Source organism: Geminicoccus sp. (assembly GCF_036263595.1).
Lineage (GTDB): Bacteria > Pseudomonadota > Alphaproteobacteria > Geminicoccales > Geminicoccaceae > Geminicoccus.
Map to the genome: position 1 here is coordinate 70627 of NZ_DATAGQ010000151.1, position 23363 is coordinate 93989.

Below are 23363 nucleotides of genomic sequence, written 5' to 3' on the forward strand. Positions count from 1 at the left end.
GAGAGGGCACAGGCACTGTGGGCCGTGCGGTCTGTTGCAAGGCCCCGCTTCCAGAGCGGCGGCGCTCAAGACGGAGCCGTCATGACCGTCCGGCCGGCGGCAGGAACTTCATCCTGACCAGAAGCTGCCTCGCGTCCCGCATTTATGTCCGGCCGATCAGGATTGGCGACGTTCTGTCTCGGATCATCCACCGGCAATTCCGCCATCTCAGGCTCCAGCAACCATGACTTCACCCGAACCGACGCGCGACCAGCATCAAACCTGACACGCGAATGCCTGGGCTCGGGCAGATGCAAAGGAACATCGACCGATCTGTACTGGATCGGAAAAGCAAGCCTGCCGCGGCGCTTGATGCCGGCGAGCGACGAGGATGCCCCGAGCCGATGGAGCAACTACCTCAGTTTCTTCGCGTTCCCACGAAGCTGAACAGATTTTGAGGAGAGGAGAGCGTTCCGGAACGGCTTCCCGTGCAATGGTCAGAAGCCGACACGGGTTGATCGAGCGATTGTTTCGCTGTTCGTAATCTTGGGGTTAATCTTTGTACATGAAGTAAAGCAATGCTCTGAGGCAGCCGCAGAGCTTGGCGGATGTCACTGCGGCATGAAATGGTAGGCGACGTCGTCGAAGCTGCCGACCGGGAATACGAACAGAATGCGCGCCGGTATCGGACCGGCATTGACTGTGCTGTGCGGCACGTCCGGAGGAATGAAGAAGAGTTGGCCCGGGTGCAGCATGTGCTCGACACCAGCCACACTTACGCGGATGTGGCCTTCGAGCACATGGTAGATCTCGGCCGGTTCATGATGATGCAGGGGAAGAACTCCACCGACCGCAATCTCGGCAAGTCCCATACTCATGGTGTCCGTAGGCGTACGGTCGCTGGAAAAGACGAGCTTCCAGCGTACCGCACTGTTCGCCCTCAGCTGCGGATCGTCCCATGTCTCCCAGTCGAGATCCTTCAGGTCGACCAGACACGCAGCCAAGTCAGGCACCCTTGCCGGCCTTGTCCGCCTTGCCACCGGCCTTGCCGGCGGCGGTGTGCTCACGATGAACGTCCAGTTCGCCGCCACCGGTGGAAACCTGGCTATGACCTTCCTTGCCCCGCGCGCTCGGGTGCGGACCGCGTGGCTTGGTCTTTTCCGGCTCCTTGCGGTTCTCGTGGCTGGCGCCTGGACCGCCGATGCGCTCAGTGTTCTCGTGCTTGTGAGGCATGTCGCTCCTCCCGGTTCATTTTCGATCCACGGCTCCCCTGCCAGATCCGGCGATCAGGCAGGGGTGACGCCTTCATCGTGTCGAAGCTCGACGCGTCTCAGGCGGAATTGGCCAGGGCTGGCGTGAGCGCCGTCGCCCGCGTGGGCAGATGGACTTCGTCGCGTGCGGCCAGCCGCTTGTAGGTCGCGAGCGCCTGACCGACGACCTGATCCATGTTGTAGTACTGGTAGGTACCCAGGCGACCGACAAAGGTTACATCAGGCAGCCCCTCGGCCAGCGTCGCATAACGCCGATAGACGGCTTGGTTCTCTGCCCGAGGGATCGGGTAGTAGGGGTCACCGTCCGCGCACGGGAACTCGTAGCTGATGCTGGTCTTCGCGTGGACCTGACCGGTGAGGTGCTTGTACTCGGTGATCCGGGTATAGGGCACGTCCTGCAACGGGTAGTTGACCACTGCGACCGGCTGGAACCGCCGCTGGTCCAGCGTCTCGTGCTGGAAGGCCAGGCTGCGGTAGGGCAGCTTGCCGAACCGGTAGTCGAAGTACTCGTCCACCGGACCCGTGAACACGACGTGGTCGGCACTGACTTCCTTGCGGACGTCCTGAAAGGACACACCGAGCTGCAGGTCGATATTGTCGTGGTCCAGCATGTTCTCGAACATGCGGGTGTAGCCGTGCAGCGGCATCGCCTGGAAGCTGTCCAGGAAATAGCGATCGTCGGTATTGGTCCGGGTTGGGATGCGGGACGTGACGGACTTGTCGAGCTCGGATGGATCCAGGCCCCACTGCTTGCGGGTGTAGCCCCGGAAGAAGGTCTCGTAGAGGTGGCGTCCGACCGTGGAGACGACGACATCCTCCGATGTCCGCTTGTTCTCGACAGGCTCGGCCCGCGTTGCGAGGAAAGCCGCAGCCTCATCCTCGTTCTGCAGGGAAAGGCCGTAGAGCCCGTTCAGCGTCGTCCGATTGATCGGGATCGGCAGGAGCTTGTTCTCCACACTCGCCAGCACGCGGTGCTCATAGGGGCGCCACTGCGTGAACCGCGACAAGTAGTCTACGATGTTCTGGCTGTTGGTGTGGAAGATGTGTGGCCCATACTTGTGGACCATGACGCCCGCGGCGTCCTGATGGTCGAACGCGTTGCCGGCCACGTGGGGGCGGCGATCGACGACGACGACGCGCTTGCCGGAATCGGCAGCCATGCGTTCCGCTAGCACTGAGCCTGCAAAGCCCGCACCGACGACCAGCACGTCATAGTGACGTCGCCGATTGGAAGGCCGCACTGTCGGCTTGGCGATACGCCGGTCTGCCAGGACGTCGGTCGGCTTGTAGCGTGACTGTGCTGTACGATTGACCACTGAATCTCCAATAAGGCGAACCATTGCCGAGAATGTACGATCCCAGGAGATCGTCTCCAGGAGCTGGTCCGCTTCCTTCTGGATATCGGGCCACTCCTGACGTGCCTGGAGGAACTGTTCACAGGATGAGATGAAGGCTTCGGCCGTATCTGCGATCGCTACGGCCCGGATTTCGCCATAGTGCCGTACGACGTCGACAATGGGAGTCGAAACGACAGGCCGGCCGCCTGCGAGATATTCTGGCGTCTTGGTCGGGCTGATGAACCGTGTCGCCTCGTTGATCGCGAAGGGCATCATCGCGACGTCCCAGCCAGCGAGGTAGACTGGAAGCTCGGCGTACTTCTTCGGCCCGAGATAATGGATGTTCGGCGCCTTCGGCAGGTCGTCGTGGCCGATCTTCACGACCGGCCCGACCACTACCAGGCTCCAGTCCGGCCGCGCGGCCGCCACCTGCCGGAGCAGGTCGAGATTCAGGCGCTCGTCCACCACGCCGTAGAAGCCCAGACGTGGCCCCTTGATCTGCCCCTGGTCCGCGCATGCGTCCGGATCGCCGGTACGAGCCTGGGCGAAGTGATCGAGATCGACCGCGGAGGGGAACGGATGGATGTTGTCGTGCAGATGGCGCTTCGCCTCATACAGGCTGTAGCCGCCCGTGAACACGACATCCGCCTTGGCGACGAGATCCCTTTCCAGCGCCCGGAGCTCCGGGGGAGCCAGCTTGAAGCTGCTGAGCTCATCCATGCAATCATAGACAATCGCAGCGGCATCGATATGCCGGGAGAAACCGAACATCATCGGTGTATAGAACCAGAGTAACGGCTTGGGCTCCCGGATCGTCATCAACAACACGTCGAGAAGATTCTTCAGCCCTTCATTGCGTTCCTCGGCGCTCCACCAATGAGGCAGGCGCGGGCGCAAGGCTGTCACCCCCGAGTCCGGGAAGTGATGATGCTCGAGATAGGGAAGGGGGTGATCGCAAGGGATGTATTCTTCAAAGAAAAAGACACGCCTCTGCTTTGCCATCCTTTGCATCAAGTGCTGTGGCCGCTGCAGGACGAAGTCCCAACGAAGATGTGAGAAACAAACCACTGTATCGAAGTTGACAGCCGCGTCTTGCTGTGGGTTCGAGATCGTGGTGTCGAGATGGGTCAAGCTGAAGGGAACATACGCGTTCAAGGAGATCTCCCCCGCATGCACTCTGGGCAGAACGGCGATACCTGCGGGACAGTTCCGCAGCGCCGCAAAAAATCTGCTGGCAGGTTTTACTGCGGGGTATTTGAGCAGTTTGACGCTAGTCTTTATCTAGTGTCACGATGTCGACATAAATCCGTTGTGCGTCATCCTTATGTTGAATGATGGGGCCTTCCTCCCACAGCGGACCGGCCTGCGCACCAATCCGTCCCGCGCATCCTTCCTGGCTCCACCAGAGACCTAGGTGCTTGCGTGATGGTAGTACCTTACATACAAGTTTGACGAAACCAGATGGCGCCATTCGACAGAAGATGGCGATTCAACATTGGGAGGCCAACGAAGATGCTCAGACGTCTGATCAAGACGCTTGTCCTGGGAGCGGCGCTCGCCGGATCGCTCAGCGCGGCCAAGGCGCAAGAGTTCACCATGCGGTTCGCGACGACGACGCCGCAACTCGAGAACAATTTCGCCTGGACTCATCTGGAGGTCTTCGCGCGCGAGGTCGAAACGAGGTCGGGCGGCCGGATCGAGGTCGAGATGTTCCCCGGCGGGCAACTGGGTGGCATCGAATCCCTGGTCAACCAGGTCAAGGATGGCATCCTGCAGGCATGCGACCCGGCTGACGGCCACTTCGCCTCGACCTTTCCCGACATCCAGGCATTCGGCGTACCTTATCTGTTCGTTAATCGCGAGATTGCGTGGCGGGTCCTGGACGGCCCGGTCGGCGAGAAGATGCGCGAGCGGATGGCCAAGGAAGTCGGACTGCGGCCGCTGTTCTGGTCCGAGAATGGCGGGTTTCGTCACTACAGCTCTGCCAGCAAGGAAATGAAGTCGCCGGACGACCTGGCCGGCATCAAGATGCGGACGATGAACCATCCGCTCCACATGGAGATCGCCAAGAGCCTCGGCATGTCGCCTACCCCGATCGCCTGGGGTGAGCTCTATACGGCGCTCCAGACCGGTGTGGTGGACGGCCAGGAGAACTCGATCCCAACCTTCATGGTGCCGAAGCTCTACGAGGTGCAGAAGAACATGGTGCTGGACGGCCATGTCTACAGCATCAACACGATCGCCATGAACGAGGCGTGGTACCAGAGCCTGCCGCCCGACCTGCAGGGTGTGATTCGCCAAGCGGCGGCCGTGGCGCTCGAAACGAACCGTGGTCTCTCTGTCGCCAACGAAACGACCGGCCGCGCGTTCCTGGAAGCCGAGGGCGTGTCCATCTACGAGCCCACTGCGACGGAGAAGGAAGCGTTCCGCGCCAAGGCGCAGCCCGCGGCCGTCGACTGGCTGAAGAGCCAGATGGATCCGGCGGTTCTCGATGAGATCATGGCAGCCGTGCAGGAGGCCGAGCAGTTCTACGGCTACCGCTGATCAGGCAGTACTGATCGGGAACCATCCCATGTACGAGCGTGTCCGTGACGCGACCGACCGGCTGTGTCGTGCCATCGAGATCCTGTGCAACCTGATCTTGGCGGTGATGACCGCCGTGATCGCCGTCCTCATCATCTCGCGCAACCTGGTGGGCTTCTCCTTCTCCTGGTCGGAGGAGCTCACGCGCTTCCTGCTGGTCTGGCTCAGCATGCTAGGGGCGGCGGTCCTGCTTGGGCGGGACGACCATATTAGCCTCAACCTTCTGCAGGACAGGCTGGGGCCGAAAGCGCAGCTCGTTATCTCGTTCCTGCTTCGCCTCCTGGTGCTGGCCTTCCTGGTCATCCTGGCCCAGCAGTCGTGGACGGCGGCGCTGGCCCGACAGGTCACCCATGCCCCTGCCCTCGGAATCAGCCTGTTCTGGCCCTATCTCGCGATCCCCGTAGCTGCCGTCCTCATGATCCTCGTCACGCTGGTCAGCCTGTGGGGCGAGACGTTGCAGTTGCTCGGCCGGCGCCCGCTGCACAATCCCGGAGCCGTCTGAGCCATGGACATCACCGGCTTCGTCATCGTCTTCCTGCTTCTGCTGGCGCTGGGCCTGCCCATCGCACTCGTGATGTTGGTCTCGTCGACCGCCTACTTCCTGTTCTCCGGCAACCTGCTCTTCCTGCGCATGCTGCCGGAGAAGATGTTCGCCGGGATCGACGTTTTCGTACTCATGGCGATCCCGTTCTTCCTCCTCACCGGGGAGATCATGAACAAGGCGAAGCTCACCGATCGCCTGTTCGACTTTTGCAACCTGATCGTCGGCCGGATCCGCGGCGGGCTAGCTCAGGTGAACGTCGTCTCCAGCGTGATGTTCGCGGGCGTCACCGGCGTGGCGCTCGGCGACATCGCCAGCCAGGCACGCATGTTCATCTATGCGATGGAGCGGCAGGGATACGACCGTCCGTTCTCCGCGGCCATCACGGCGGCCACGGCGCTCGTCGGCGCCATCATCCCGCCCTCGACCATGATCATCGTCTACTGCGCCGTCACCAACGTGTCGGTGGGCGCCATGTTCTCGGCGGCGATCCTGCCGGGCCTGCTGCTGGGCCTGGTCCAGATGGGGCAGGTCCAGTGGACCTCCTGGCGCAAGCAGTACCCGAAGGTGAATGTCGAAGTGACACCCAAGAAGCTGCTGTTCGGCTTCCGGGACGCGTTCTTCGCGATCATCATGCCGATCATCATGATCCGCGGGATCGTGATGGGGTGGTTCACGCCGACCGAGGCGGCGGCCGCCTGCGTAGTCTATTCGCTCGTCATCGGCTTCTTCTTCCTGCGGACGCTGAAGCTCTCCGACCTGGGACCGATCCTGTCGGTGGCGTCGATGGATACGGCCCGCCTGTTCTTCATCATCGCCGGGGCCTCAGCCATGAGTTGGGTGTTCGCGATGGAGAACCTGCCCAACGTGGTGAAGACGATGCTGGAAGGTGTCAGCCACGACGTCGTAACGGTCGTGCTGATCATCAACCTGTTCTTCCTGTTCTGCGGCATGTGGCTGGACGCCAGCATCTCCATCATCCTCTTCGCCCCCATCGTGGCGCCCTTGGCGCTCTCCGCCGGCATCCATCCGGTGCAGCTTGGCATCATGCTGATCATCAACTGCGTGCTTGGCCTGATCACGCCGCCGGTCGGCAACGTGCTGTTCGCCGTGGCCAACATCGCCAAGATCAGTGTCGGCTCGCTGACCCGGGCGATGCTGCCCTACATCCTGAGCGGCGCTGCCATCGTCGTGCTCATCGGGCTCTGGCCCGACCTCACCCTTGCCCTTCCCCGGGCGTTCGGCCTCATCAAGCCCTGATCCTGGAGCGACCAAGAATGAAGATCACGAAGGTGACGGTCTACGACGTCGATTATGGCCGAGACTTCCACACCTTCTGGAACCCGGTGGTCGTCCGGATCGACACCGACCAGGGGATCTACGGGGCGGGCGAACTGGGACTGGCCTACGGCACGGGTGCCAAGGGCGGCATCCACATGATCCGCACGCTGGCGGAGAGCTTCCTCCTCGGCGCGGACCCGATGCGGATCGAATTGATCTGGGAGACCTTCTTTCGGCGGACCTTCTGGGGCCAGGGCGGTGGGCCGATCATCTACGGCGCCATGTCCGCGATCGACGAGGCTTTATGGGACATCAAGGGCAAGGCGCTCGGCGTGCCCGTGTTCGAGCTGCTCGGCGGCAAGATCCATGACGAGATCCGGGTCTATGCGAACGGCTGGTACACGGGGCTGAACGCGCCGGAAGAATATGCCGAGGCCGCGCTGAAGGTGGTGGCCGACGGCTATGACGCCATGAAGTTCGATCCGTTCGGCACGACGCCGGACGGGCAGTGGATCTATCCGCGTCGGCATATCGAGCGGGACTGGGCGGTGCTGGCGGTCAAGCGGGTCGAAGCGGTGCGGGACGCGGTCGGTCCCGATGTCGACATCCTGCTCGACTTGCACGGCAATCTCGGCACCACCGACGCGATCACCTATGGGCGGATGCTCGAAGCGTCGCGGCCGTTCTTCTACGAGGAGCCGGTCGACCCGATGAACGTGGAGTGCATGAAGAAGGTCTCGGGGAACGTGAAGATCCCGATGGCCGCTGGCGAGCGCCTCTACACGCGCTACCAATTCCGTCCCTACCTGGAGAAGCACGCGCTCGACATCCTGCAGCCGGACATGGGTCTGTGCGGCGGCATCACCGAGGCGCGCAAGATCGCGTCCTATGCCGAGGCCTACAACCTGCACGTCCAGCCGCACAATTGCGGCGGCCCGGTCTCGACGGCCGCAGGCGTCCAGCTCGACGCGGCGATCCCGAACTTCATCATCATGGAGTGGTTCCCGTACTGGACGGACGACCGCTACCAGATCGTGACCGACGCGCTGGAGCCGCAGCAACGCAACAGCCGCTACAAGGTCCCGGACAAGCCCGGCCTCGGCGTCGAGCTGAACGACGACTATCTCGCCCGCTTCGACCAGATCGTCGTGGGAGGCCGGCCATGAAGATCACCAAGCTGACCGTCTGGGACGTCGACTACGGCCTGTCCCACAACATCAACCAGCATCCGGTGATCATCCGGATCGACACCGACCAGGGCATCTACGGCGCCGGCGAGGTCGGCCTTGCCTACGGTGACGGCAACCGCGGTGCCATCCACACCCTCACCCAGCTCTTTGAGCGCCATCTGATCGGCCAGGACGCCAGGCGGATCGGCGCCATCTGGGATAAGCTCTACCGCAAGACCTTCTGGGGCCAGAGCCCGGGTCCCGTCCTGTTCGGTGCCGTCAGCGCCATCGACAACGCGCTGTGGGACATCAAGGGTAAGGCGCTGGGCGTGCCGGTCTGGCAGTTGCTCGGCGGCAGGATGTGGGACAGCGTCCGGCTCTACGCCAATGGCTGGTTCACCAAGATGGCGCGGCCGGAACAGGCTGCGGAGCGGGTGCTGCAGATCCAGGCGGAAGGCTACACCGCCTGCAAGCTCGACCCGTTCGAGATGAACAAGGAGGGGAACTTCGAGTTTCCCAACCGGCACATCCCGCGGGACTGGGCGCTGCTCGCCGTCGAGCGGGTGAAGGCGATCCGGGAGGCGGTGGGGCCCGACTTCGACATCTGCCTGGACATCCATGGCAATCTCGGCACCACGGATGCGATCACCTATGGGCGGATGCTGGCCGAGCACCGGCCATTCTTCTACGAGGAGCCGGTCGATCCCGGCAATTTCGATTCGATGGTGAAGGTCGGTGAGGAAGTGCCGATTCCGATCGCCGGCGGCGAGCGGCTCTACACCCGCTACCAGTTCCGCCCGTTCATTGAGCGCCAGGCGTTCGACATCCTGCAGCCGGACATCGGGCTTTGTGGCGGCATCAGCGAGATGATGAAGATCGCGTCGATGGCCGAGGTCTACAACCTTCACGTCCAACCACATAATTGCGGGGCGCCGGTAGCGACCGCAGCGGCGGTCCATGCTGTCTTCGCGATGCCGAACTTCATCATCCTGGAATGGTTCCCGTACTGGCCGGACGGCCGCTATGACATTGTGACCGAGGCTTACGAGAAGAAGGCCAGGGAGGGCAGGCTGGAAGCGCCGACCGCGCCGGGGCTCGGCATCGAGCTGAATGAGGCTTACCTCGGCAGGTTCCCGAGCATCACCGCCGGTAGCTGACGCCACCTGCTGGAAGGTTCTGAACAGACAGAGTTTGGAGATTGTCGAAACCTGTCGGCTGCGCCGTGCGTTGATGACGATTGGGCAGGCAAGCGACGTCTGCACCCCTGCCCCAACCCAGAACGCGAGGGGATGAGCCATGAGCAAGGTCAGCACGGAGCCGTACGAGGGTCCATCCGGCGGCTGGGGCTCGGCAGAGTCCGTCCTGCGCTATGTCGGCAATGAGAGCCCGACGCGCTCCACACCCGCCCTGCTCAAGCAGAACAAGCCGGACGGCTTCATGTGTGTGAGTTGCGCCTGGGCCAAGCCTGCGCACCCGCATCCAGCGGAATTCTGCGAGAACGGCGCCAAGGCCACGACGTGGGAACTCACCAGCAAGACGATCGGGCCGGAGTTCTTCGAGAAGCATACGGTCTCGGAGCTGCTGACCTGGCCGGACCACGACCTGGAGGAAGCCGGGCGCCTCACCCATCCGCTGCGCTATGATCCCGCGCGCGACCGCTACCTGCCGATCGCATGGGACGCGGCATTCAAGGAGATCGGCGCGGAACTGCGGCAGATCGATCCGCACGCGGCCGTGTTCTACGCATCCGGCCGGGCGTCGCTTGAGACGTCCTACATGTACCAGCTGTTCGCGCGCCTGTTCGGCAGCAACAACCTGCCTGACAGCTCGAACATGTGCCACGAAACGACCTCGGTCGCCCTGCCGGAGAGCATTGGCGTGCCGGTGGGTACGGTGACGCTCGAGGATTTCGACGAGACCGAGTGCATCTTCTTCTTCGGGCAGAATGTCGGTACCAACAGCCCGCGCATGCTGCACCAGCTGCAGGACGTGAGCCGTCGCGGCGTCCCGATCGTCACCTTCAATCCCCTGCGCGAGCGCGGACTGGAGCGCTTCACCAATCCGCAAAGCCCGACGGAGATGGCGCTGGGCCAGGAGACGCGGATCAGCTCGCGCTACTACCAGGTCACGGCGGGCGGCGACATCGCGGCTATCCTCGGCATCTGCAAGGCTGTCATCGCCATGGATGACGAGGCCCAGTCGACCGGGGCGACCCCGGTCATCGACCATGCCTTCATCACCGAGCATACCCATGGCTTCGACGAGTTCACCGCCATGGCGCGGCGCACCAGCTGGTCGGAGATCGAGCGCTGCTCCGGCCTGCCGCGTCGGGACCTGGAGGAGAGTGCAGCGATCTACGCGCACTCGACTGCGACCATGGCGATGTATGGCATGGGCCTGACCCAGCACCGCAAGGGCGTCCAGAGCGTCCAGATGCTGATCAACCTCCTGCTGCTGAAGGGCAATATCGGCAAGCCCGGTGCGGGGATCTGCCCGGTGCGCGGCCATTCCAACGTGCAGGGCCAGCGCACCGTCGGCATCTCCGAGAAGCCCAAGCTCGTGCCGCTCGACAAGTTGAAGGAGCAGTACGGCTTCGAGCCGCCTCGCTGGGAAGGCCTCACCACCGTCGATGCCTGCGAGGGCATCGTGCAGGGCAAGGTCCACGCTTTTGTCGGCCTGGGTGGCAACTTCATCAGGGCCGTCCCCGACCACCCGATCATGGAGAAGGCTTGGCGAGACCTGCACCTCTCGGTGCAGGTCTCGACGAAGCTCAACCGCAACCACCTGGTGACGGGGAAGATCTCCTACATTCTGCCCTGCCTCGGCCGCATCGAGGTGGACCGGCAGGCGAGCGGGCCCCAGGCGGTGAGCATGGAGGACAGCACGGCCTGCATTCACGGCTCGCGCGGCGTCGCCAGCCCGATCAGCGAACACCTCCTGTCCGAGCCGCGGATCGTCGCCGAACTGGCCAAGGCGACACTTGGCCCCAACCCGAAGGTCGACTGGGACGGCTGGGTCGCCGACTACAGCAAGATCCGCGATGCGATCGAGGCGACCTATCCGGACCAGTTCAAGGACTTCAACAAGCGCATGTGGACGCCTAGCGGATTCCCGCGGCCACTGGCGGCTCGCGAGCGCAAGTGGAACACCGATACGGGCAAGGCCAACTTCAAGGTGCCCGAGAGCATGACGAGCCATGGGCTCGATCTGCAACCCGACACGCTCCGCCTGATCACGCTGCGCAGCAACGACCAGTTCAACACGACGATCTACGGCTACCACGACCGCTTCCGCGGCATCGAGGGCACCCGCATGGTCTTGCTGATCTCCAAGGCCGACATGGAGCGTTTCGGCCTGACGGAGGCGGAAATGGTGACGCTCGTAGGCGAGCCATCCGATGACCAGGTCCAACGGGCTGTGCCGGGCCTGCGGGTCGTGCCGTACGACATTCCCGAGGGTTGCGTTGCTTCCTATTACCCGGAGTGCAACCCGCTCATTCCGATCGCGCACCACGCGGAGCAGAGCAAGGTGCCGGCGGCCAAGTCAGTGCCGGTTCGCGTACGGAAGGAAGCGGCTTCTGCCGCCCCGGTCTGAGGCTCTTCAGGCAAGGAGGTGACGGCGGGCCGCCGTCGTCACCCTCCGGGTCGGGCGAGCCTCGACGCTATAGGTAACTAATTGTCCTCGGGCACGTCGCCCCGGTTCTCGGTCTTGCTCACCAGTGCACCGCAAGGAGCGTCCTCGGCCGTACCGATCTCGATGAAGGGCAGGAAAGCGGCCAAGGGTGTGAGCACGACGCCAACCGCAGCGGCAGCGACACTACGGATCCCGACGCTGGACATGTCCGGCACGACGCGCGGCTCCTTGAACGTGCCCCGCAGGTGGAGCGTCGAGGGCGCCGCCATGAGGCTGTTGTCCTTGGGCTCGGCGTTCATGTCGAGTTCGATTGCCTCGGTGCTGAGGTTGACCGCACCTTTCAGGGTGATGAGGCTGTCGGTCGTATCCAGGACGAAGGTTCGGTCGTAGGCGATACCATCGGCCAGCTGGAAGTCCGCCACGAGGCAGCGGACGTCGAACAGCTCCTGGTCATTGCCCGGCTCATCGCCGAACAGCACAGCCAGCACCTCCGCCACGTCAAGATGAAGGGCCTCGATGATCAGGGCGCTCAAAGCGCCTTGCTCCATCGTGAGCGCCATCTGTCCGTCGCTCGTGTCGAGGATCGAACGCAGGCTGTCCCCCTCGCCCTTGATCGCGACGCGTGACGAGATGCGGCCGCGCCCATACTCGGACAGCCCGAACTCGCCCAGGAACCGTTCCAGTTCCAGACCGGTGGCTGCAACGTCCAGGTCCAGTTGGGGCGGCTTGCCCGTTGTATCCAGCGCGAGCTTCCCCTCGACGGGCGCACCGGCGACGGTCGCCTTGAGCGGCTCGATGCGCAGGCGGCCATGGTCCAGGACCACGTGCACGTCGACGTTCTCCAGCGGCAGCTTGCCGGCGGAGATCCGCTTGCCACGGAAATGGACGTCCGCATCCAGGGCCGGCCAGCTGTCGGCGTGCAAAGGACCTTCCGGGATCACGTGGGGGCTTTCCTCGTAGTCCTCCGCCTTCTCCTCCTGTCGTGGCGAGGCGGTCTCGCCGGGACCGGCCGCCGGCTGCAGTCCGGTAAGCCCCGCGAAGTCGTCCAGGTCGAAGCGTTCAGATGTGAGATCCGCCGATACCTTCGGCCGGTCGCCTGCCGTGCTAAAGGCGGCCCAGCCTGCAATCACGCTGTCGCCGACCTTGCCGCTCAGGTCCTCCATCCTCACCTCGTCGTTCCTGCGGGTAAGATGACCCTCAAGGGCGAATGGGGGAATCTCGGGCGCGGGGATCTCGAGAAGCTCCAGGGCCAGGGTGAGATCCTCGGCCGACATGTCGGTCTGAAGGTCGATGCCGTCGAGCGAGGCCGGATCGCTGATCGCGCCTTTCAGGGCGATCTTCGATTTGCCAAGCGTCATGCTGCCTTCCACCGGGAACGGCTCGGTGCTGTTGGCGAGGAGTTGATAGGAACCGAACGTCCCGTCCAGATTGAGCGGCAGCTCGCCGACTTGGCCCTCCGCGTTGACCTTCATGCGCGACTGCTCGCCTTCCGAAACGGCCGTGAGCGTCGTCAGCTTCGTCGAGATGTCGCGATCAGCCTGCGCGTCATGGTAGTCGATCTGTGCATTGCGGACCGTGAGCTTGCCGACATAGGGAAGTTCGCTTCGGCTTTCGGGCTGGGCAGCATCGGCCGCTTCCTGGGAACCGAGCTGCCAGTTGGTCTCACCCCTCTCGTTCCGCTCAAGGCTTGCGACCGGCGTGTCGAGCGTCACCTCGGGAATCGTGATCTGGCCCTTCGTGACCAGGTCCCACAGGCTGACACTGGCTTCCACTGTGTCGACGGCGAGCATGTCCGGGCGGTCGCTCCACTCGGCGTTCGCGAGATGGACGTCATGAGCCCGGACCTTCAGCGTCCAGCCCCGTTCCAGCTCCAGATCACCGCGGATCGTGAACGGACGTCCCAGCGCCGAGCTGATCGCACGCTCCGCATAAGGCTTCAGGACGTTCGGGCTGACGGTATAGAAGGCGACCGCGGCACCGCCGACCAGCAGCAAGACAACCGCGACAAGTCCGATCAGCACCTTCTTTAACAAGATGACCGCCTCCGCAACCTCGTGCCCAAGAGCCTCGCGAGCTCCTTAAAGAGACGGGCGCGGCAGTCGTTTCAATCAACAGCCAAGGATTGGCGATTGCCGTCTTGCCATGATCTTGAGCTTGTCGCTGGCCAGGATATCTCCTGGACAAGAAAAAGGCGCCTGCCGGATGGCAGGCGCCTCGTTCATCGCGCCGGGATCAGGACTTGTAGTCGTCGGCGAAGATGTCCCGGTCCTTGGTCTCCGGGACGAAGATCGCGCCGATGATCACCGTCGCGCCAGCGATCACGATCGGATACCAGAGGCCGTAATAGATATCGCCTTTCCACGCGATCATCGCGAAGGCAGTGGCCGGCAACAGGCCGCCGAACCAGCCATTGCCGATATGGTAGGGCAGCGACATCGCCGTGTAGCGGATCCGGGTCGGGAACAGTTCGACCAGGGCCGCCGCGATCGGCCCGTAGACCATGGTGACGTAGATCACCAGGACCGTGAGGATCAGGACGACCATGAAGGGCTGGCTGCGGAAGATGTCGAAGGGGTTCGACAGCTTCACGATGTTCGGGTCGCCAGCTACCGGATAGCCGTTCTCAGCAAGCGCGGTGCTGACGGCGGCAGTGAACGCATCGCCCATCGCCTTGGCTTCGGCACCCGCCTGCGACGCCTCGAAGGCCGGGATGATCTGGTCGGCGATCCTGACCGACGCGACCGTGCCGGCAGGGGCCTCTTCGACCGTATAGTTCACCGCGTTCTTGGCGAGCAGCGCCTTGGCGACGTCGCAGGAACTGGTGAACTTCGCGGTGCCCACCGGATTGAACTGGAACGAGCAGTTGGCCGGGTCCGCCACCACGGTGACGGGCGTGGCCGCCTGGGCGGCCGCCAGCGTCGGGTTGGCTGTTTGGGTCAGCATCTTGAAGAGTGGGAAGTAGGTGAGTGCCGCCAGCAGGCAGCCCAGCAGGATGATCGGCTTGCGCCCGATCTTGTCCGAAAGCCAGCCGAAGAAGACGAAGCCGCCAGTGCCGATCAGAAGCGACCAGGCGATCAGGAGGTTTGCGGAGTAACCGTCGACCTTGAGGATGCTCTGCAGGAAGAACAGGGCGTAGAACTGGCCGGTGTACCAGACCACGGCCTGACCAGCGGTCAGACCCACCAGTGCGATGATGGCAACCTTCGCGTAGCGCCACTGGCCGAAAGCCTCGGAGAGCGGCGCCTTGGATCCCGTGCCTTCCTCCTTCATCCGCTTGAAGGCAGGGCTCTCCTGCAGCTGCATCCGGATCCATACCGAGATGCCCAGCAGGACCACCGAGATCAGGAACGGAATACGCCAGCCCCAGTCGGCAAAGGCCTCCTCGCCCAGGGAGGAGCGCACGATCAGGATCACCAGCAGCGATAGGAACAGCCCGAGCGTCGCCGTGGTCTGGATCCAGGAGGTGTAGAAGCCGCGTCGGCCATGCGGCGCATGCTCCGCCACATAGGTCGCCGCCCCGCCATACTCGCCGCCCAGGGCCAGGCCCTGCAGGAGGCGCAGGATGATCAGGATCGTCGGGGCGAGCAGGCCGATGCTGTCGGCCGTCGGCAGGATGCCGACCAGGAAGGTCGACGCGCCCATGATGAGGATGGTGATCAGGAAGGTGTACTTGCGGCCGACCAGGTCGCCCAGGCGACCGAACACCAGCGCGCCGAACGGACGGACCAGGAAGCCGGCGGCGAAGGCCAGGAGCGCGAAGATGTTGCGCGTGGTCTCGTCGAACTGGGTGAAGAACTTCGCGCCGATGATGACGGCCAGGGACCCGTACAGGTAGAAGTCGTACCACTCGAATACCGTACCCGCCGATGAGGCGAGGATCACCTTGCGTTCTTCCGCCGTCATCGGTTGGGCCTTGCTGCCCGAACCGGGACGACCGGCCATCGTAGCCATGGTCTTGGTTCCCTGATCGACGGACGCCTGCGGCGGCGAGCGGGCCAGCCGAGACCTTCCTGGTGCACCGGATCGACCATCGGCAGACATTGGGCGGCCAAGGCCCGGTCTGTTCGATCCATTTCCTGACCTGTCGGATCGTGCGCAATACGTGCGCCAGCGAGCCGCGCCGCCGTGGACAGAGCGACGCTAACGCGATCTGCGGTGACCGGGTAGACCCATGATCATCCAGGAAATTACGACGCGGGAGGCTTTGGTCGTTTTGGACACAGGCTGTGTGGTGGGCCCGGCAGGATTTGAACCCGCGACCAAGCCGTTATGAGCGGCCCGCTCTAACCCCTGAGCTACAGGCCCCACCGGGCGCGGGGTTAGAAGGCGTTCCGTCCATTGGCAAGAACATCATGGTGGCATACATCGGAGAAGTGACAGAGCGGATGAACCGGCATGAGGACATGGACTGTCACGGTGGCCGAGAATGGCAGGGTAAGCCTGCCTATCGACCTCCGGCGTGTGTTGGGCCTGGAGCGAGGCGGCAGCATCACCTTGGAACTCGACGACGACGAGGTCAAAATCCTCACCGTGGCGGCACGAGTGCGCCGTGCGCAGGCCCTGGCCAAGAAGGCGCTCGCCGGCAAGTCCATCTCGGTCGACGACTTCTTGTCCTACAAGCGCGAGCAGCTCCGCCTGGAGGAGGCGAAGATGAAGCGCCTGGAACAGAGGGCTTCCATCGAAGATGCCGATTCTTGACAGCTCGGCCCTGCTGGCCCTGCTCTTCGACGAGCCAGGTGCTCAAGTCACGATGGATGCATTGCACGAACCCGGCACCACCATCAGTGCGGTGAACCTGGCGGAGGTTGTCGGCGTGATGGTCCGCAAGGGTGGAAGCACCACCCTCGTGCACCGGTCCTTGGACGCGCTGTCTATCCCGGTGGTCCCGTTTGACGGGTCGCTCGCCTTCGATGTCGGCGTTCTCGAAGCTTCGACGCGCGAGCAGGGCATGTCGCTGGGCGACCGCACCTGTCTCGCCCTTGCTGTGGCATGTGGTCGGCCGCTCGTCACGGCTGACCGTGCCTTGGCCCGTCAGGCCGAGAGAATGCAGGTGGCGGTCCGGATGGTCCGGTAACCGCCACCAAGATCTCTCAGGTATCCAGGAACGAGCGCAGCTTGCGCGACCGGCTGGGGTGCTTGAGCTTGCGCAGCGCCTTGGCCTCGATCTGCCGGATACGTTCGCGCGTCACGCTGAACTGCTGGCCGACCTCTTCCAGCGTATGGTCCGTGTTCATGCCGATGCCAAAGCGCATGCGCAGCACGCGTTCCTCACGGGGCGTGAGGGTGGCCAGCACGCGCGTGGTCGATTCACGCAGGTTAGAGAGCGTCGCGGCTTCCAGCGGCTGGACCGCGTTCTTGTCCTCGATGAAGTCGCCGAGATGCGAATCCTCCTCGTCGCCGATCGGCGTCTCGAGGGAGATCGGCTCCTTGGCGATCTTGAGGACCTTGCGGACCTTGTCGAGCGGCATGTTCAGCTTGATCGCGAGCTCTTCCGGCGTGGGTTCGCGGCCGAACTCGTGCAGCATCTGGCGCGACGCGCGGACCAGCTTGTTGATCGTCTCGATCATGTGGACCGGAATACGGATGGTCCGGGCTTGGTCGGCGATCGAGCGGGTGATCGCCTGCCGGATCCACCAGGTCGCGTAGGTCGAGAACTTGTAGCCGCGCCGGTACTCGAACTTGTCCACCGCCTTCATCAGGCCGATATTGCCCTCCTGGATCAGGTCCAGGAACTGCAGGCCGCGGTTCGTGTACTTCTTGGCGATGGAGATCACGAGGCGCAGGTTGGCCTCGACCATCTCCTTCTTCGCCCGGGACGCGTCGCGCTCACCTTTCTGCACTAGGCTGACGATGCGGCGGAACTCGCCGATCTGCAGGCCGGTCTCGTCCGCGATCGCGGCGATGTCGGCGCGCAGCGAGGTGACGTCCTCGCGATGGCGCGAGACGAACTCCTGCCAGTACTTGTCCTTGAGCGCGCCGACCTTGTCGAGCCAGTCCGGGTCGAGCTCGTGGCTCTGATAGGCCGAGATGAACTTCTCGCGGCTGACCTTGGCGGAGAGCGCCAGACGCAGGAGCTTGCCTTCCAGGGACTGGAGCAGCTTGTTCATGTCGTTGAGCTGGGCGACCAGCGCTTCCACCTTGAGCGGGTGGAGCTGGATGACCGCCATGGCCTCGACCATCTCCTTGCGGGATGTCTCGTACTCGACCTGCAGCGCGCGCATCACCGGACGGTTGGCCTGGATCAGCGCCAGGCGCTCCTCCTGGAGCTGGCGCAACTGCATGTAACGCTCGGCAATCGCATCGAAGGTTTCCAGCACCGTGTCACGGAGCTTTGCCTCGAGCATCGACAGCGAGAGGGCATCCTCGTCGTCGTCGCCCTCGGTGCCGGCAGCAGCGACCGGTTCTTCCTCCTCCTCGTCCAGGCCGTCCACGGCCGGCGCGGCTGCGGCGGCGCCGTCCACGCCAACGGCAGCTTCCTCGCGGTCGGGGCCACCTTCATAGGTGGCTTCCAGGTCGATGATATCACGCAACGGGACACGGCCCTCGCGGATCGCGTCGCGCCAGCCGATGACCGCACGCATGGTGAGCGGGCTCTCGCACAGTGCTTCCAGCACCATGTTGCGGCCCGCCTCGATCCGCTTGGCGATCTCGATCTCGCCTTCGCGCGACAGGAGCTCGATCGAGCCCATCTCGCGCAGGTACATGCGGACAGGATCGTCGGTGCGGCCAAGCTCTTCCTGCTCGGCTTCCTCACCGTCCTCCTTGTCCGAGTCCTCGTCCTTCTCGGCCGCCTGCTGCTCGTTCAGCTCGAGGTTCTCGTCGCCATCGGCTTGGCGCGGCGCCTCGCCATCCTCGGCTTCCTCGCGCACTACGGACACGCCGCGCGATTCCAGATAGGCGATCATCTCGTCCATCTGCTCGGGCGTGGCACTGGCCGGCAGCGCGGTATTCAGCTGGTCGTAGGAGACCGAGCCCTTTTCACGTGCGGTCTGCACGAGCTTGCGCAGGCCGAGATTGGCCTGGAGCAACTGCTCGACACCCGTCCGCACGATGGCCTTCGCCGCTGGCTTGGCCCTGCTCGACGACGTCGCCACCTTGAGAGGTTGGCTCTTCGCCATGCCGAAAACCTCCTGTCGCGGTCCTGCGGATCCGCTCACGTCGGAATTGCAAAAGCCGCTCGGTGCCCTCACCGTGCGGCGATTTTTCGGATGTTGCTAATTTGGCACGGCGGAGCCCGGCAAGAGCGCGTGCGGAACTACTCCCCGACATCGCCATCGGGTTCGACCCACGCAGAAAAAGCTGCGCGCGCACGAGCACGCAGCTCACTCTTGCCACGAAGCCTGGCCCACTGTTCGAGGACCAGTTCGTCCGACGATGCCTGGCGCTGGTATCTACCAGATGACCGATCACCAAGGATCCGGTCGACGAACTCGCCCAAGCCTGATCTGGCCAGATGGTGGGTCAGTGCGTCGGCGTCAAGCTCTGCCGACCGCTCCTCTTCCAGTGAACGCGCGTACCACTCCAGGATGTGACCGACCAGCCGCTGATGTGCGGGGATCTGCCAGTCGAAGGAGGCGACGTCCTCTTCCAAGGAGCGGAGCAGGCGTGGTTCGCGCAGGAGCGGCGCCAGCAGCGCCAGTTCCAGCCGCTCCCGATCGTCGAAGGGCCGGAGGTTGCTGCCGGGCACTTGCGCGAATGTCGCCTGCTGCTTGCGGCCCGGGGAACGGAACGGCATCAGCACGTCGAGCCGGCGCCGGAACTCGGTGACGTACTGCCGCTGCAATTCGGGATCGACGATCCTGCGGATCCGCTCGACCGCGTCACGGCGAAGAGCTGCGCGCCGCTCCGGCGTATCGATCGGACGTCCCTCGATGGCGACCGACCACAGGAAGTCGACGAGCGGCACGGCGCTGTCCACCACCCGGTGCACGGCGTCGCGTCCTTCGCTACGCAGCAGATCGTCCGGATCCTTGCCAGGCGGCAGGAACGCCACCCGCAGCGAGCGCTCGGGCGAGAGGAACGGCAGCGCCCGCTCGGCCGCCCGGTCGGCGGCACGCTTGCCGGCCTCGTCACCGTCGAAGCAGAGCACGGGCTCGGGGCTGAGCTTCCAGAGGCGCTGGAGCTGGCGCTCGCTCAAGGCCGTGCCGAGCGGTGCTACCGCGAACGGCAGCCCCGCCTCGTGCATGGCGATCACGTCGATATAACCCTCGACTACGACCGTCCGCCGTGCGGTGCGGGCGGGTGCCAGCGCCAGGTCGAGACCGTAGAGAAGCTCACCTTTATGAAAGAGAGGCGTTTCCGACGTGTTCAGGTATTTCGGCTTCACGTCACCGAACGCGCGGCCGCCAAAGCCGACGACGCGGCCCCGCTCGTCCCGGATCGGGAACATCAGCCGGTTGCGGAAGCGGTCGAAGGGTGCTCGGCCGCGCTCCTCGTCGATCAGCACGAGCCCGGCCTCGGCGATCTTGGCCAAGCTCATGCCGCGCGCCGTGAGCGCATCCACGAGCGCCCGGCCGCTGCTAGGCGCAAAGCCCAGTCCGAACCGCTCCACCTGGGCCTTTCGAAGATCGCGCCCGGCCAGGTAGGCCCGTGCCTCCCTGCCCTGCACGCCCGCAAGCTGTGCCGCGAACCATTCGGCGGCAGCGGCATTGACGGCATAAAGGTCCTGGTCGACCGCCGGCGTGGCGGGCCCTTCCCGCCTGGGGGCCGGGATGCCGGTCAGTTCCTCCAGACGCTGGAGCGCGTCGACGAAGTCGAGGTTCTCGACCCGCATCACGAAGTCGATGGCGCTGCCGTTGGCTCCGCAGCCGAAGCAGTGGAAGAAGCCCTTCTCCTCGACCACGCTGAACGAAGGAGATTTTTCCTTGTGGAACGGGCACAGCCCCTGCCACTCGCGGCCCTTGCGGACCAGGCGGACATGGCGCGCCACGATGTCCAGGAGCGGAAGCCGCGCCTTGAACTCCTCCAGCGTCAGCCGTGGCGCCCCGCTCAATCGATCCCTCCCGTGGCGTCCGACCGCCGAACGCCCGCGCAGATATCCGCGCAGCATCGAGGCTGTTCAAGGGCCATGACGGACCTGCCCGCAATGCCTTGACCACCGCCAGTGCCGATGGCAGAAGCGGCGGGGTCGCGACACTTCTCGCGTCCGCCGTTCCGCACGTCCACATCCCAAGTGGACCTGTGTCCAGTTCTCCGGAAAGGCGCGCCATGACCAACACGGGCTCAGTAAAGCCCACCGCTGCCCTCGCACTTGCCGACGGCACCGTGTTTCTCGGCCGAGGTCACGGCGCCGCTGGCCTGCGTACGGCCGAGATCGTGTTCAATACGGCGATCACAGGCTACCAGGAAATCCTGACCGACCCGTCCTATGCCGGGCAGATCGTTACCTTCACCTTCCCCCATATCGGCAATGTCGGGGTGAACGGCGAGGACGTCGAGGCGACCACGCCGCACGCGGCCGGTGCCGTGTTTCGCGCCTGGCCGACCGAGCCCTCCAACTGGCGTGCCGAGCGCTCGCTCGACCAATGGCTGGCCGACCATGGAATCGGCGCTATCTCCGGCATCGACACGCGCCGGCTTACCCGGCACCTACGCGACCATGGTGCGCAGAACGCTGCCCTGCAGGTGGCGCCGGACGGCCGGCTGGGCCTGGAGGCGTTGAAGGCGGCTGCCGCGGCGGCACCGTCCATGGTGGGCCAGGATCTGGCCAAGGACGTGTCCGCGACCCAGCGCTACGGCTGGGACGAGGCGCTCTGGGACCTGCCGGGCTATGCGCACGGCAAGGCCGACGGGCCGCACGTCGTGGCGGTCGACTACGGCATCAAGAGCAACATCCTGCGCTCGCTGGCCGAGATGGGTTGCCGGATCACCGTGGTGCCGGCGACCACGACCTCCGAGGAGATCCTGGCGCTGGATCCGGACGGCGTCCTGTTCGGCAACGGCCCGGGCGACCCGGCCGCGACCGGCGAGCATGCCGTGCCGGTGATCCGCAAGGTGGTGGACGCGGACCTGCCGGTCTTCGGCATCTGCCTGGGCCATCAGCTGCTGGGCCTGGCACTGGGGGCGAAGACCACCAAGATGCGCTTTGGCCATCATGGCGCCAATCACCCGGTCAAGGACTTCACGACCGGCAAGGTGGAGATCACCTCGCAGAACCATGGTTTCGCGATCGACGAGGCCGAGCTGCCCGACACCGTCCAGGTGACCCACCGCTCCCTGTTTGACGGCACCATCCAGGGCATCGCGCTGGCCGGACGCCCGGTCTTCTCCGTGCAGTATCATCCGGAAGCGTCGCCCGGCCCTGTCGACAGCCAACATCTGTTCCGACGATTTGTGGATGCCGTGCGCGCGCGACGCGCCGCCTGAACCTCCTCAACGTCGCCCCGTCCAGAACGTTCGAACGGCCGAGCCTGATCCATGCCCAAGCGTACCGACATCCAGTCGATCCTCGTGATCGGCGCCGGCCCGATCGTGATCGGCCAAGCCTCCGAGTTCGATTACTCCGGTACGCAGGCCTGCAAGGCGCTGCGCCGCGAAGGCTATCGGATCGTCCTGGTCAATTCGAACCCGGCGACGATCATGACCGACCCGGAAACGGCCGATGCCACCTACATCGAGCCGATCACGCCGGAGATCGTCGCCAAGATCATCGAGAAGGAGCGCCCCGACGCGCTCCTGCCGACCATGGGCGGACAGACCGCCCTCAACACGGCCAAGGCGCTGGCCGAGAGCGGCGTGCTGGAGCGGTTCGGGGTCGAGCTGATCGGGGCGAAGCTGCCGGCGATCGACAAGGCCGAGGACCGGGCGCTGTTTCGCCAGGCGATGATCAAGATCGGCCTCGACATGCCGAAATCGGTGGTCGTGCGCACGATGGAGGAGGCGCGCGAAGCCCTGGAGACGACCGGACTGCCGGCGATCATCCGGCCCTCCTTCACGCTGGGCGGCACCGGCGGCGGCATCGCCTACAACCGTGAGGAGTTCGAGCGGATCGTCACCAGCGGGCTCGATGCCTCGCCCATCACGGAGGTGCTGGTCGAGGAATCGGTGCTCGGCTGGAAGGAGTACGAAATGGAGGTGGTCCGCGATCACGCGGACAACTGCATCATCGTCTGCTCGATCGAGAACGTCGACCCGATGGGTGTCCATACCGGCGACAGCATCACGGTGGCCCCGGCGCTGACGCTGACCGACAAGGAATACCAGCGGATGCGCTCAGCCTCGATCGCCGTGCTGCGCGAGGTGGGCGTCGATACCGGCGGCTCCAATGTGCAGTTCGCGATCGATCCGGCGAGCGGCCGCATGGTCGTGATCGAGATGAACCCCCGCGTGTCGCGTTCCTCGGCGCTGGCGTCCAAGGCCACCGGCTTTCCCATCGCCAAGGTCGCCGCCTTGCTGGCGGTGGGCTACACGCTGGACGAGATCCAGAACGACATCACCAAGGTGACGCCGGCCAGCTTCGAGCCGTCGATCGACTATGTCGTGACCAAGATCCCGCGCTTCACCTTCGAGAAGTTCCCGGAAACCGAGCCCTTGCTTTCCACGGCGATGAAGTCGGTGGGCGAGGTGATGG

General features: G+C 64.3%; 18 protein-coding genes and 1 tRNA gene. 10 read left to right on the top strand and 9 right to left on the bottom strand.

The genetic code is table 11. The features are described from left to right. Positions 1 to 65: 65 nt before the first annotated feature. The 4 genes from VHL31_RS16165 to glf all read right to left on the bottom strand — a co-directional run bounded on the left by VHL31_RS16165 (position 66) and on the right by glf (position 3598). A complete protein-coding gene (locus tag VHL31_RS16165; protein WP_329662261.1) occupies positions 66 to 392 on the bottom strand; it encodes a hypothetical protein in 327 nt (108 codons plus the stop codon). 198 nt (positions 393 to 590) lie between these two features. Beyond that, complete coding sequence (locus tag VHL31_RS16170) at positions 591 to 983, bottom strand: cupin domain-containing protein (RefSeq protein WP_329662262.1); 393 nt, start codon at positions 981 to 983, stop codon at positions 591 to 593. Position 984: 1 nt separating this feature from the next. Continuing rightward, positions 985 to 1212 (bottom strand): hypothetical protein, encoded by a 228-nt coding sequence (locus tag VHL31_RS16175; RefSeq protein WP_329662263.1) that lies wholly within the window; start codon positions 1210 to 1212, stop codon positions 985 to 987. Between the two features lie 97 nt (positions 1213 to 1309). Beyond that, positions 1310 to 3598 (bottom strand): UDP-galactopyranose mutase, encoded by a 2289-nt coding sequence (gene glf, locus VHL31_RS16180; protein WP_349262463.1) that lies wholly within the window; start codon positions 3596 to 3598, stop codon positions 1310 to 1312. A 501-nt stretch (positions 3599 to 4099) separates the two neighbouring features. Here glf and VHL31_RS16185 point away from each other — a divergent pair. The 6 genes from VHL31_RS16185 to VHL31_RS16210 all read left to right on the top strand — a co-directional run bounded on the left by VHL31_RS16185 (position 4100) and on the right by VHL31_RS16210 (position 11755). Beyond that, positions 4100 to 5131: a TRAP transporter substrate-binding protein gene (locus tag VHL31_RS16185; RefSeq protein ID WP_329662265.1), complete on the top strand. Its 1032-nt coding sequence runs from the start codon at positions 4100 to 4102 to the stop codon at positions 5129 to 5131. A gap of 28 nt (positions 5132 to 5159) precedes the next feature. Then, positions 5160 to 5672 (top strand): TRAP transporter small permease, encoded by a 513-nt coding sequence (locus tag VHL31_RS16190; RefSeq protein WP_329662266.1) that lies wholly within the window; start codon positions 5160 to 5162, stop codon positions 5670 to 5672. Positions 5673 to 5675: 3 nt separating this feature from the next. Next, positions 5676 to 6971, top strand: a complete 1296-nt coding sequence (locus tag VHL31_RS16195) for a TRAP transporter large permease (protein WP_329662267.1) — start codon at positions 5676 to 5678, stop codon at positions 6969 to 6971. A gap of 17 nt (positions 6972 to 6988) precedes the next feature. Further along, on the top strand, positions 6989 to 8158 hold the full coding sequence (locus VHL31_RS16200) for a mandelate racemase/muconate lactonizing enzyme family protein (protein ID WP_329662268.1): 1170 nt from the start codon (positions 6989 to 6991) through the stop codon (positions 8156 to 8158). Further along, on the top strand, positions 8155 to 9318 hold the full coding sequence (locus VHL31_RS16205) for a mandelate racemase/muconate lactonizing enzyme family protein (RefSeq protein ID WP_329662269.1): 1164 nt from the start codon (positions 8155 to 8157) through the stop codon (positions 9316 to 9318). Before VHL31_RS16200 ends, VHL31_RS16205 begins: the two co-directional genes overlap by 4 nt. 139 nt (positions 9319 to 9457) lie before the next feature. Beyond that, positions 9458 to 11755, top strand: a complete 2298-nt coding sequence (locus VHL31_RS16210) for an FdhF/YdeP family oxidoreductase (RefSeq protein ID WP_329662270.1) — start codon at positions 9458 to 9460, stop codon at positions 11753 to 11755. Between the two features lie 77 nt (positions 11756 to 11832). Here the strand turns inward: VHL31_RS16210 and VHL31_RS16215 are convergent, their stop codons facing one another. The 3 genes from VHL31_RS16215 to VHL31_RS16225 all read right to left on the bottom strand — a co-directional run bounded on the left by VHL31_RS16215 (position 11833) and on the right by VHL31_RS16225 (position 16099). Next, the gene (locus VHL31_RS16215) at positions 11833 to 13827 is read right to left on the bottom strand and encodes an AsmA family protein (RefSeq protein WP_329662271.1); all 1995 of its coding nucleotides are present in this window, start codon (positions 13825 to 13827) and stop codon (positions 11833 to 11835) included. A 199-nt stretch (positions 13828 to 14026) separates the two neighbouring features. Beyond that, positions 14027 to 15745 carry an MFS transporter gene (locus VHL31_RS16220; protein WP_329662272.1) on the bottom strand — a complete coding sequence of 573 codons (1719 nt, stop codon included), beginning with the start codon at positions 15743 to 15745 and terminating at the stop codon, positions 14027 to 14029. Positions 15746 to 16023: 278 nt separating this feature from the next. Then, positions 16024 to 16099, bottom strand: a tRNA-Ile gene (locus VHL31_RS16225). A gap of 90 nt (positions 16100 to 16189) precedes the next feature. Between VHL31_RS16225 and VHL31_RS16230 the strand changes: the two genes are divergently transcribed. Together VHL31_RS16230 and VHL31_RS16235 are read left to right on the top strand one after the other, a co-directional pair. Continuing rightward, positions 16190 to 16492, top strand: coding sequence for an AbrB/MazE/SpoVT family DNA-binding domain-containing protein (locus VHL31_RS16230; protein WP_329662273.1), 303 nt, complete (start codon positions 16190 to 16192; stop codon positions 16490 to 16492). Then, the gene (locus VHL31_RS16235) at positions 16479 to 16868 is read left to right on the top strand and encodes a PIN domain-containing protein (RefSeq protein WP_329662274.1); all 390 of its coding nucleotides are present in this window, start codon (positions 16479 to 16481) and stop codon (positions 16866 to 16868) included. Before VHL31_RS16230 ends, VHL31_RS16235 begins: the two co-directional genes overlap by 14 nt. A gap of 16 nt (positions 16869 to 16884) precedes the next feature. Here the strand turns inward: VHL31_RS16235 and rpoD are convergent, their stop codons facing one another. Together rpoD and dnaG are read right to left on the bottom strand one after the other, a co-directional pair. Further along, on the bottom strand, positions 16885 to 18912 hold the full coding sequence (rpoD, locus tag VHL31_RS16240; protein WP_329662275.1) for an RNA polymerase sigma factor RpoD: 2028 nt from the start codon (positions 18910 to 18912) through the stop codon (positions 16885 to 16887). Positions 18913 to 19049: 137 nt separating this feature from the next. After that, entirely contained in the window at positions 19050 to 20786 is a 1737-nt protein-coding gene (gene dnaG, locus VHL31_RS16245) for a DNA primase (RefSeq protein ID WP_329662276.1), read from the bottom strand. 215 nt (positions 20787 to 21001) lie between these two features. On the opposite strand from dnaG, the gene carA reads away from it, so the two are divergent. Both carA and carB read left to right on the top strand, forming a co-directional pair. Then, positions 21002 to 22159: a glutamine-hydrolyzing carbamoyl-phosphate synthase small subunit gene (carA, locus tag VHL31_RS16250; RefSeq protein ID WP_329662277.1), complete on the top strand. Its 1158-nt coding sequence runs from the start codon at positions 21002 to 21004 to the stop codon at positions 22157 to 22159. 51 nt (positions 22160 to 22210) lie between these two features. Then, the coding region (gene carB, locus VHL31_RS16255; protein ID WP_329662278.1) for a carbamoyl-phosphate synthase large subunit at positions 22211 to 23363 on the top strand (1153 nt) is incomplete at its 3' end.